The sequence below is a fragment of the Pedobacter sp. UBA5917 genome (assembly GCF_002432345.1).
GTDB lineage: Bacteria > Bacteroidota > Bacteroidia > Sphingobacteriales > Sphingobacteriaceae > Pedobacter.
Genome location: NZ_DJDT01000078.1, coordinates 1 through 12,715, shown reverse-complemented (window position 1 = coordinate 12,715; position 12,715 = coordinate 1). Strand labels below are relative to the sequence as shown.

The 12,715-nt window shown below is 42.1% G+C and carries 6 protein-coding genes; all 6 read left to right on the top strand.

Features of this window, described 5'->3' with window-relative positions:
- Window positions 1-2,622: SusC/RagA family TonB-linked outer membrane protein (locus B2V92_RS04950; protein WP_293305225.1), on the top strand; the 2,622-nt coding region annotated here is incomplete at its 5' end.
- Window positions 2,623-2,634: 12 nt separating this feature from the next.
- The gene (locus B2V92_RS04945) at window positions 2,635-4,389 is read left to right on the top strand and encodes a RagB/SusD family nutrient uptake outer membrane protein (protein WP_293305224.1); all 1,755 of its coding nucleotides are present in this window, start codon (window positions 2,635-2,637) and stop codon (window positions 4,387-4,389) included.
- 102 nt (window positions 4,390-4,491) lie between these two features.
- A complete protein-coding gene (locus B2V92_RS04940; RefSeq protein ID WP_293305223.1) occupies window positions 4,492-6,321 on the top strand; it encodes a glycoside hydrolase family 2 protein in 1,830 nt (609 codons plus the stop codon).
- Between the two features lies 1 nt (window position 6,322).
- Window positions 6,323-7,420 carry an endo-1,4-beta-xylanase gene (locus B2V92_RS04935; RefSeq protein WP_293305221.1) on the top strand — a complete coding sequence of 366 codons (1,098 nt, stop codon included), beginning with the start codon at window positions 6,323-6,325 and terminating at the stop codon, window positions 7,418-7,420.
- Window positions 7,421-7,434: 14 nt separating this feature from the next.
- Window positions 7,435-9,654, top strand: coding sequence for a beta-glucosidase BglX (gene bglX, locus B2V92_RS04930; RefSeq protein ID WP_293305219.1), 2,220 nt, complete (start codon window positions 7,435-7,437; stop codon window positions 9,652-9,654).
- 281 nt (window positions 9,655-9,935) lie between these two features.
- Entirely contained in the window at window positions 9,936-12,578 is a 2,643-nt protein-coding gene (locus B2V92_RS04925; RefSeq protein WP_293305218.1) for a glycoside hydrolase family 2 TIM barrel-domain containing protein, read from the top strand.
- The last annotated feature ends 137 nt before the right edge of the window (window positions 12,579-12,715 follow it).

Below are 12,715 nucleotides of genomic sequence, written 5' to 3'. Positions count from 1 at the left end.
TTTACCGGCCGATTGGCAGGCTTAGCGGTATATCCGAGTGGCTCACAGCAGCCGGGATACGATGCATCGAGCTTTTTGGTAAGGGGGCGTTCATCTTATAATAGTAACCAGGAACCCCTGGTACTGGTAGATGGTATCGAAAGGGATTTTACCTCTATGGATTTAAGTGAAATTGAAAGTGTAAGTGTATTAAAAGATGCAGCAACATTGGCATGGTACGGAATGTACGGTGGTAACGGTGTAATTTATGTAAAAACACGCCGTGGTAGTGCAACTTCTACCAAGGTAACTTTCGATGCACAGGCCGGTATACAGGCGCCTTTGCAGATTACAGCACCTTTAGATGCTTACTCGTATGCTACACTATATAACGAGGCATCAATAAATAGCGGTGGTACGGCAGTTTACGGTCCTGCAGCTTTACAGGCTTACCAGGATGGTTCTGATCCGATAAAATACCCTAATAACAATTTTGTAAGGGATTTTACCAAAAAAGTGGCTCCAACACAGCGTTATGTAGCTTCCGTAACCGGTGGTAATGCCTTTATCAAATATTACACCGTATTGAGTGCTTACCAACAGGGAGGCTTGTATAAAGGCGGCCATAGCGAAACTTATGATGCCAATACCGATTTCAGTCGTTATAACCTCCGTACCAATTTAGATCTTCATGTAAACAAAAATCTGGATGTAGCTTTGGATATCGGTGGTAGAATTACCAATCTTACCTTCCCAAATGCAGGTACAGGCGCTTTTTTAACCGCAATATATTCTACACCCGCAAATGCATTCCCGATTTTAAATCCTAACGGATCTTATGGCGGAACATCTGTTTATCAGCAAAGTAACCCCTTGGCCATGTTGCAATCGAGGGGGGCAAGTACCGATTTAATGCGTAACATGATTGCAACCATCAGTGCACGTCAAAAAATGGATGGCATTTTGAAAGGTTTATCGGGCGAGGTTTTTTACGCTTATGATATTGCCGGTTTGTACCGCTCGGGTTTTACAGAAGCCTATGCAACGGCTGTACTTAATGCTGATGGTACTTATTCGCCATTTGGTACTGCAAGTAAAGTAAACTATCAGGGTAATGCATTTTCCGGTAATGTTAAAAAGAGCGAGTTTTGGGCCGGTTTTGATTACAACCGTACTTTCGGTAAACACGATATTAAATTCTCGACAAGGGTATCGAGGGCTAACTTATCTTCTTTCGGAAATCTTGATGTGCGTAGAGAGGGTTGGTCTAACCGCTTGTCATATAATTTCATCCAACGTTATTTTGTTGATGTTACGGCCAATTATTCGGGATCGGAGAATTTTGCGCCTGGTAAAAGATATGGTTTCTTTCCGGCAGCATCGGCAGGGTGGATCATTTCCGACGAGAATTTCATGAAAGGATCAGGCAGTTTCTTAGATCTGTTAAAAATCAGGGGCTCGTATGGTTTGGTGGGTAACGATGCCATTGGTTCGGCCAGAAGATTTGCTTTTAACGATTTCTACAGCAGAAGTACAACCGGTTATAATTTTGGTACTGCTTTTACCGGCGTAACCGGTACAGGCCAGCTGGCCTTGGCAAATCCTGATTTAACCTGGGAAAAAGCATATAAAACCAGTATTGGCTTTGACGCCAGATTGTTTAAACAATCATTATCAATCAGCGCCGACTATTTTTACGAAGACAGGAAAGATTTAACAACTGCTTCATTATTGCCAAGTTTGCTGGGCCAGAGTTTAATTTATGTTAACGAAGGAGAAGCAGAGTACAAAGGTTTTGAAACAGGTATCAACTACAATAAAAAAATAGGCGATGTAAACCTGAACGTATTTGGGAATTTTACCTATAACGTAAGTAAAATTCTGGCCATAAACGAAGGAGCTGGTTTACCTGCCTATCAAAAATCGCTTGGTCACCCTATTTCGAGTGTGATTTCGCCGGCGGCAACTGCAACTACTGGTGCGGGTTATATTTCTACCATGTTAATTTCAAATGGTATCTTCCAATCACAGGCCGAGATTGATGCTGCACCAAAACAGATGCTTTCGGGTTCTGTAAAACCTGGTGATATCAGGTATGTGGATCAGAACGGCGATGGTTTGATTAACGATCTTGATAGGGTAAGAACCGATTTCAATTTCGTGCCTAAAGCATTCTTTGGTTTTGGCGCTTCAGTATCAGTTAAAAATTTCGATTTAAATTTCCTGTTCCAGGGCACAAGCGGCCGTTCTATCACCATCCAGAACCTGGTTAACTCCGGTAATGCCAATAACGGTTACCTGAGCCAGTTTAGTGTAGATAGGTGGACACCAAGCAATACCGGCGCTCCTTATCCACGTTTATTATTAACCGATAGGGGTAACAACACGGCCAATTCCGATTTCTGGATCCGCTCGGGAGATTACATCAGGCTAAAAAATGTTGAACTGGGTTATTCATTATCTCCGGCATTTATCAAAAGGTTAAAAATATCGCAACTGCGTTTTTACGTGGGTGGCTTAAACCTGTTAACGTTTGATAAACTTGGCGATCTGCCAATCGATCCTGAATTGCCCGAATCGGGATACAATGCTTCATATCCTTATATGAAAATTTATTCGCTGGGTCTGAATTTGAAATTTTAAAAGATAAAAAAGATGAAAAAAAATATATTTTATCCAATCCTGGCCTTTGTGATTTTGCAGGTAGCAGGATGTAAAAAATCAGAATTTCTTCAAGATGGATCTTTTAGCGGGACCAACGATATTACCGAGGCACAACTGTGGGCCAATCCGGATTATGCAAGGAACTTTTTAAACAACGTATATTCTGTGGTTTCGGACAGGTATAACCTCGGCGATGGCGCATTATTGGCCGCTGGAACCGACGAAGCTGTAAACTCTAACCTAAATGCATCAATTTCTACCATAAATAATGGTACCTGGAGTCCGGTAAGAACTTTTGATGATGTTTATGTTGATACTTACGTAGGCATTAGAAAAGCCAATATGTTCCTCGAAAGGGTAGATGGCAGTGCCATTGTTCCAATTGATGAGGTTTTGCCTGCTAACGTGGCCGAAAACCAGACCTATGCCTCACAGATTGAGCGTTTAAAAGGTCAGGCTTATTTTTTAAGGGCGCTTTTCGAATTCGAACTGCTTAAACGTTATGGCCGTTTTGCCATTGTGACCAAAACTTTAACGATTAACGATAATTTAGATCTGCCGAGAAATACTTTTGATGAATGTGTGGCGCAGATTTCGGCCGATTGCGAAGCTGCGATAACCCGATTACCGCTTTCGCCATCCGAATGGAATACCACCAACCGCGGCAGGGCTACACAAACTTCGGCCATGGCACTAAAATCGAGGTTGTTGTTATATGCAGCTAGTCCGCAGTATAACCCCTCAAATGATGGTAGCAAATGGCAGGCGGCCCTCGATGCAGCTAAAAGGTTGATGGATACCGGTAAACATGGTATTTTCACCTCTTATCCTAACCTTTGGTTATGGAATGTATCCGGAGCAGCTTATAACAATGAAGTTATTTTTGCAACCCAAACACTTAATACCAACTCTATCGAAAGTACCAATGCCCCTATAAGTTACGATGGTGCAACGGGCCGTACCAATCCAACTCAGGAGATGGTTGATGCTTTCGAAATGAAAACAACCGGCAGACCCATTACCGATGCCAGTTCGGGTTATGTGGCCACAAATCCTTATGCCAACCGCGATCCGCGTTTAGGTTTTACCGTGATGTTTAATACCGCTTCGGTACAGCCAATTGTAGCAGCCAACAATTTTAAAGGGAAACCGGTTGAAACTTTTGTGGGTGGTAAAGATGGTTTAGGCCTTAACGTTAACGCCACAAAAACTGGTTATTATATGCGTAAATATTTAAGCGAAAGTGCTGTTTGGACGGGTACCGCGACCAATATCCGTCGCCCATGGATCTTGTTCAGGTATGCAGAAATCCTTTTAAATTATGCCGAAGCCGTAAACGAAGTGCAGGGAGTAGCCGGGCAGACAGAGATTCTGAGGGTATTAAACCTCATCCGTAACCGTACAGGTGTGGCCATGCCTGCTTTACAAACCACCAACCCTGCGGGTAATGGCTATGTAATTCCGAGCAAAGATGAATTCCGCAAAAGAATCCATGCCGAACGCAGGGTAGAGTTGTGTTTCGAAGAGCATCGTTTTTACGATGTACGCCGGTGGAAAGAAGGAGAAGCTACCTTTAACAAACCCGTTACCGGGATGCGTATTGTACAGTTAACACCAACAACTTTTAGTTATACACCATTTACGGTTGAGAATAGGGTATTTGCAGCTAGAAATTACCTGTATCCGATTTCACAATCAGAATTAAACAAGGCACCGAGCTTGGGGCAAAACCCTGGGTATCAATAAAAACTAGATTTTGCTCAAATTTAGGCGGGCGGTGGAAACACCGTCCGTTAATTAATTGTTAGTTTTGGAAACGATCAATTAATTAATATTAAAACTTAAGTTATGCTGAAAACAACCTATAGCGTATTTTTAATCTGCTTTTCGCTCCTTTCTTCAATCAGTTACGGTCAGGTTACCGCTATTCAGAACATACAGGGACGTAAAATCCAGAGCCTTAACGGCAAATGGAATTACATTATAGATCCTTACGAAAACGGTTATTACGATTACCGTCACGAACCTTTCGATCAATCGAAAACAGGTACCGGCGGTTATTTTGATGATAAGGTACAGAAAGATAAAACAGAACTGATTGAATATGAGTTCGATCATTCGCCACAGATGAATGTTCCGGGCGACTGGAATTCGCAATCAGAAAAGCTCGAACTTTACGAAGGCAATGTTTGGCTGCGCAGAAAGTTTGATGCAAAACCTGAAAAAGGAAAAAAATATTTCGTGTACTTCGGTGCCGTAAATTACGAGGCACATGTTTACCTCAACGGTAAGAAACTGGGTATACACAAAGGTGGTTTTACACCTTTCCAGTTCGATGTAACCAATAACCTCAAAGCCGGAGAAAATTCGATTGTACTTAAGGTCGATAATATCCGTAAACAGGACGAAATCCCAACAGTAAATACCGATTGGTGGAATTATGGTGGTATTACCCGTGATGTTTTTCTTGCTGAATTTCCAGAGCATTTCATCAACGATTACAAACTCCAGCTCGTTAAAGGAAACAAAAACCTGTTAAACTTCTCGGTAAAACTGGCCGATGCAAGCGCTGGACAGGAAATTACCTTATCCATTCCGGAATTAAAACTGGAAAAGAAATATAAAACAGATTCAGAAGGTAAAATTGCCGACGAATTTACCTGGAACAACCTCAGTTTATGGTCGCCCGAAACCCCGAAATTATATGCGGTAAACATTAAAAGCGACAAAGAAAACATTAGCGATAAAATTGGTTTCAGAACCATTCAGGTAGAAGGCGATAGCATTTTATTAAATGGTAAATCTGTTTTCTTGAGGGGAATATCCTTACATGATGAAAATCCGCTTTTGGCTGGTCGTTTACGTTCAGAAGGCGATATGCGCATGATGTTGCAGTGGGCAAAAGATATGAACTGTAATTATGTTCGTTTGGCACATTATCCGCACAACGAAGAAATGATCCGTTTGGCCGACGAAATGGGCTTACTGGTTTGGGCCGAGGTGCCGGTTTACTGGACCATCAGCTGGACAAACCCTGCAACATATGCCAATGCCAAGCAACAGCTTACCGATTTAATTGTACGCGATAAAAACAGGGCAAGCGTAATTGTATGGTCTATCGGTAACGAAACGCCATTAAGCGATGCCCGTTTAAGCTTTATGAGCAATTTGGCAGAAACTGCCCGTTCTTTAGATGATACCCGTTTGGTGGCTGCAGCTTTAGAAGTCCACCGCGATGGAAACAATATCATTTTAAACGATCCATTGGGCGAAAAAATCGACCTGGTAAGTTTTAACGAATATGCAGGCTGGTACTGGGGTGGTACGCCATCGGAGATTACCAAATATAATTTCGATATCAAGTATAAAAAACCGGTGGTAATTACCGAATTCGGTGGTGATGCCCTTGGTGGTTTCCATGCCGACGAAAATACCCGTTGGAGTGAAGAATACCAGGAAGCTTTATATAAAAACCAGATTACCATGTTGAGTAAAATCAGTGCTTTACGTGGTATGACGCCATGGATCTTAACAGATTTCAGGTCGCCTCGAAGACAACATCCAATTTACCAGAATTTCTGGAACCGTAAAGGTTTGATCAGCGAAACAGGCAAGAAAAAGAAGGCTTATTTCGTACTGAAAGAATTTTACGACCAGATGCAGGCCAAATACAAATAGCATGATAAACAGATTAAAGAAAATTGGTTTTGCTTCGAAATTAATACTTTCGATGTCGCTGTTAAGCATCTCCTGCGCTAAGTCGGAGAGTACCAGCATCGATCCCGGTTTGGTCTTACCAAATCATGGCATCGAAGAAGTTACCTTGCAGAAAAACATGCCTTTCCCAATGGGAGCGGCTGTTAACGTAAGTCTTTTAAAAAGTAATGCCAATTACCGCAATCTGGTAATCAAAGAATTTAATAGTGTTACGGCAGAAAATGCCATGAAATTTGCATCTATACATCCGGCTAAGGATACTTATACCTGGAGTGATGCCGATTATGTGGTCGATTTTGCCGTAGCCAATGGAAAAAGAGTCCACGGACATACCTTAAACTGGTATAAATCATTACCCGATTGGGTAAACAATTTCCAGGGCAGTACTGCCGATTGGGAAAATCTCCTAAAAACCCACATCCAAACCGTTGTTGGGCATTTTAAAGGTAAAGTAACTTCATGGGATGTAGTAAACGAAGCCGTTAACGAAGATGGCACCCTGCGTAATAGCATCTGGGTGCAAAAATTAGGTCCCGATTATATCGGCAGGGCATTTCAGTATGCACACGAAGCCGATCCAAACGCCCTGCTTTTTTACAATGATTATGGCCACGAATTTGGGCCTACCAAGCGTACAGCCATTTTAAATCTCGTTACCTCACTCAAAAACAAAGGCATCCCGATTGATGGCATCGGCATACAGATGCATACCCGCGTAACGCAAACCGATGCCAATTTAACTGCCGCTATTACAACTGCGGCTGCCACCGGCTTAAAAATCCACATATCTGAAATCGATATCTCCCTCAACCCGGATAATGTACAATCAATGACTTATACCACGGCGCTGGGCGATCAGCAGGCAGCAAAATATAAAACCATTGTTCAGGCTTACAAAACCATTCCTAAAAGCCAACAATATGGCATTACACAATGGAATGTAACCGATGCCGATAGCTGGATACCATCAAATTATAACCGTCCCGATTGGCCATTACCATTCGATGCGCAATATCAACGAAAAGCAGCTTACCAGGCCATTTTAGATGCAGTTAAATAGCACAAATACCAAATATGAAAAGATACATACCATTAGCATTAATTTTAGGAATTTCCCTTTCTGCTTCGGCACAGGATAAAAAGATCGAAAAGAAAATCGATTCCGTTTTAAAATTGATGACGCTGGACGAAAAAATCGGTCAGTTAAACCAATATACAGGCGATCGCGATGCAACCGGACCGATTACCAACAATCCGAACAAGTTAAAAGATATCCGTGATGGTAAATTGGGCTCGATGCTTAACGTGCGCGGTGCTAAAGAAACCCGAGAAGTACAGGAAGTTGCCATGCAATCGCGCATGAAAATCCCATTGATTTTTGGTTTGGATGTCATCCATGGTTACCGTGTTACCTTTCCCATTCCCTTGGCCGAAGCTGCCAGCTGGGATATGGCTGAAATAGAAAATGGAGCCAGGGTTGCTGCACGCGAAACGGCTGCATCTGGTGTGCACTGGACATTTGCACCCATGGTTGATATTGCCCGCGATCCGCGTTGGGGAAGGGTAATGGAAGGTGCCGGAGAAGATACTTACTTAGGTTCTAAAATTGCTTTTGCCCGTGTAAAAGGTTTTCAGGGTAAAGGCCTGGGCAATCTCGATGCCGTTATGGCCTGTGCAAAACACTTTGCTGCTTACGGTGCGGCCATTGCCGGTAGAGATTACAATGCGGTTGATATGAGCGAACATACTTTATGGGAAACCTATCTACCGCCGTTTAAAGCCGCGGTTGATGCTGGTGCAGCCACTTTTATGAACTCTTTTAATACCTTAAATGGAATTCCGGCTACTGGAAATAGTTACCTGCAGCGTGATATTTTAAAAGGGCAATGGAAATACCAGGGTTTTGTGGTGAGCGATTGGGGGTCGATAGGTGAGATGATTGCCCATGGTTATGCAAAGGATAAAGAACAGGCTGCCGAACTGGCTATAAAAGCGGGTAGTGATATGGATATGGAAAGCAGAAGTTACCTGCCAAGCCTGGCCAAATTGGTTGCCGATAAAAAAGTTCCTGTTGCATTAATTGATGATGCCGTAAGAAGGATTTTGCGTAAGAAATTCGAGTTGGGTTTATTTGATGATCCATATCGTTTCAGCAATGTAGCGCGCCAGGAAAAAGAGATCAATTCTGCCGAAAACAGAAAAGCTTCCCTAACCATGGCCGAAAAAAGTATTGTGCTGTTGAAAAATGAGAAAGAGGTTTTGCCATTATCCAAAAACTTTAAAAAGATTGCGGTAATTGGTCCGTTGGGTAAATCGGAAAAAGATATGCAGGGCTTTTGGTCTATTGCATGGGATAAAGATAACCTGGTTTCACTGTATCAGGGTTTAAAAAATAAAGTGGGCAATCAAACCGAACTGTTATACGCAAAAGGTTGCGAACTAAGCGATTCTTCAAAAACTGGCTTTGCTGAAGCCGTAGAAGTAGCCAAACAGGCCGATGTGGTGGTGATGGCTGTTGGTGAGGCCTTTGATATGAGCGGCGAGGCAAAAAGCAGGGCAAATATCCACATCCCTGGTGTGCAGGAAGATTTAATAAAAGCAGTTCAGGCAACCGGCAAACCGGTTGTAGTGTTGGTAATGGCTGGTCGTCCGTTAATTTTTAACTGGACAGCCGATAACGTTCCTGCCATTATGTATACCTGGTGGTTGGGCAGTGAAGCAGGTAATGCCATGGCAAATGTGCTTTATGGCGATTATAACCCATCTGGTAAGTTACCGATGACGTTTCCAAGGGATGAAGGACAAATTCCTTTGTATTACAATTATTTAAGTACCGGTCGCCCGGCTAAAAACGATAAAGATACCCGCTACCGTTCTGCTTATTTAGACATGCCGAACAGTCCGAAATTTGCATTTGGCTATGGTTTGAGTTATACCACTTTCGATTATAGCGGTTTAACCTTAAGCAAAACACAGATCAAGCCTGACGAAAAAATTACGGTAAGTTTTACTTTAAAAAACACGGGTAAATATGCCGGCGAAGAAGTAGTCCAGCTTTATCTACAGGATAAATTTGCTTCAGTGGTACGTCCGGTTAAAGAACTGAAAGATTTTCAGAAAGTAATGCTCAAAGCAGGAGAGAGCAAAACCATCACCTTTAATATTGATAAAGAAAAACTTTCTTTTTATAACCAGCAGCTTAAATGGGCTGCCGAAGCAGGCGATTTTAAATTAATGATCGGAACCGCATCGAACAACATTAAACTGGAAAAGGATTTTACGTTGTTGAATTAGAAGTTGTTTTTTCAGGTCGTCATACTGAATTTATTTCAACATCTTTTTAGCGCATGATAGACCCTGAAATAAATTCAGGGTGACGACTATCTTAACAGAAGAGTCGAATAAACTAAAAAACGAACAAATGCTTCGTGACAACGCGAATCATGGCATATAAAAAATGTAAATGGTCTGTGGGGACACAGACCATGGAGACTTTGTGTCTTCGTGCCTTTGTGGTCAAAAAGAAAACACACCGTGGCAACACGAACTTTATAACCGAGAAAAAAACTAAACGAATGTTAAAAGCGAAATCACTTTTATTACTACTTATTGCCGCAGGAACAGGCTTAACCAGCTTGGCCCAGGATGCAGGCCGGAAAACCATCAGCCTGAACGATCAATGGGAGTTTAACAAAGAAAACGGTCCGGTTGAAAAAGTAACTATCCCACACACCTGGAACGATAAAGACGTGTTAGATGATGCATCGGGTTATTACCGCGGTTTGGGTATTTATAAACGTAAATTAAGACTCGACGAAAGTGCAAAAGGAAAAGACATTTTTTTGGTTTTCAACGGAGTAGCGCAGGAAGCCGAAGTATTGGTAAATGGCAAATCTGCCGCCAAACACATTGGCAGTTATACCCATTTTATCGTGCCCATTTCTTCCTATTTAAACTATAAAGACGATGTAATCGAAGTAAGGGCCAATAACCGTTTCAACGAAGACATTCCTCCTTTAACCGCCGATTTTACCTTTTTTGGTGGTTTATACCGAAATGTAACCCTGTTAATCACCAATCCCGTTCACTTTTCGCAAAAAGAAAACGGAAGCAATGGTATTTTCATCACTACCCCGCAGGTTTCGGCTTCAACGGCTAGTGTACAGGTTAAAAGTTCAATCGATAATGCTTCGGCGGCTAACCAAAAAGTACAGGTAATTACCACCATTTTCGATGCAAAAGGCAATACCGTTACCAACCAAACTACTGCCGTAAGTCTCAATAAAGGTGGTAATATGGTGGTGGTTCAGGATATTAAATCCATTCAGAAACCAGAGTTATGGTCGCCTGAAAATCCTTATTTATATCGTTTAGTGACCAAAATTATCGATGCAAAAACCAAATATGTAATCGATCAGATTTCCAATCCATTGGGTTTCCGCTGGTTTAAATTTGATGCCGAAAAAGGATTTTTCTTAAACGATAAACCTATAAAAATCATTGGCGCAAGCCGTCACCAGGATTACGAAAACAGGGGTAATGCCACTCCGGATGCTTTGCAGATCAGGGATGTGGAACTGCTTAAAGCCATGGGCGGTAACTTTTTAAGGGTGGCGCATTATCCACAGGATCCGCAGATTTTAGAAGCCTGCGATCGTTTGGGTATTTTGGCCTCCGTAGAAATCCCTGTGGTAAACACCATTACCGAAAGCGAAGCTTTTACCAACAACTGTTTGAACATGCAGACGGAAATGATCCAGCAGAATTTCAATCACCCGAGTATCATCATCTGGGCTTACATGAACGAGATTTTGCTGCGCTTAAAATTCTCGAATGATAAACCACGTCAGCAGGTTTATTTTGACCATGTACGCGAACTTGCGCAAAAACTGGATAGTTTAACCCGCAAACTCGATCCTTCGAGATATACACTTTTGGTAAATCACGGTGCCTGGGATATCTATAATAAAGTTGGTTTAACCAAAATCCCGATGATTGTAGGCTGGAACTTATATTCGGGCTGGTACTCTGGCGTTCCGGAAGATTTTGACAAATTTTTAGACCGTCACCATAAAGAATTGCCCAATACACCTTTCATGGTTACCGAATATGGTGCAGATGCCGATCCGCGCATCCATTCGTTTTCACCTATCCGTTTTGATAAAAGTGTAGAATATGGTATTAAATTCAACCAGGTTTATTTAAATGCCATGTTGAGCAGGCCCTTTGTAGCCGGTGGTCAGGCATGGAATCTCGCCGATTTCAATTCCGAAACCCGCGAAGAAACCATGCCACATATCAATAATAAAGGGCTGTTAACCATTGGTCGCGAACCAAAAGATACTTATTTCCTTTATCAGGCCTATTTATTGGGCAAACCATACCTTAAAATTACTTCAGCACAATGGAAAGATAGAACAGGTACAGCAGATTCGGCTGCTTTAAGCAGTACGCAGCCTGTTCAGGTTGCAACAAACCAAAAATCGGCCGAACTTTTCTTAAATGGTAAAAGTTTAGGCGTAAAAGATGCCGTTGATCATACTATCGACTGGCAGGTGCCTTTTGTGAATGGTAAAAACCAGTTGCGTGTGGTTTCTGGCGATCAGAACGATCAGGCTGATATCAACTTCCAGTTGCAGCCATTCAAATTTAACGATACCAATGTTCCTTTTAAAAACATCAATATCCTTTTAGGATCCAAACGCTTTTATATCGACGAAAAAGAACATCAGCTTTGGATGCCCGATCAGCCATATAAAGCTGGTGCCTGGGGCTGGATAGGTGGCGACCCCTACAAAGGAACCAATAACCGCATTACCTATGGCAGTGATAAAAACATTTTGGGCACCGATAACGACCCCATTTTTCAGACCCAGCAGGTTGGTATTAAACAGTTTAAATTCGACGTTCCGGATGGCGAATACGAACTGGCGCTTTATTTTGCCGAACTGGTTGGTGGCGAAACCAAAGAAGCTTTGGCCTATAATTTAGATAATAACCATAAAAAAGAGGTAGAGGAGCAACGTATTTTCGATGTTTCCATCAACGGAACAGCATTTTTGCCAAAACTGAACATTGCTGCCGATTTTGGTTACACCACTGCGGTTAAAAAAACAACCAGGGTTACTGTACAAAATGGAAAAGGCATTGCTATTGATTTTAATGCCATTGAGGGTAAGCCGGTTTTAAATGCTGTTCAACTTAGAAAAATCTATTAATCCCTAAAAAAACATGAACCAACTACCGCTCCGTATTTTATCAATCGACGTTTTAAGGGCCATCAGCATGTTTCTGATGATCTTTGTAAACGACGTGGCCAGTGTAAAACATATCCCAGAATGGATAGAACATGCAC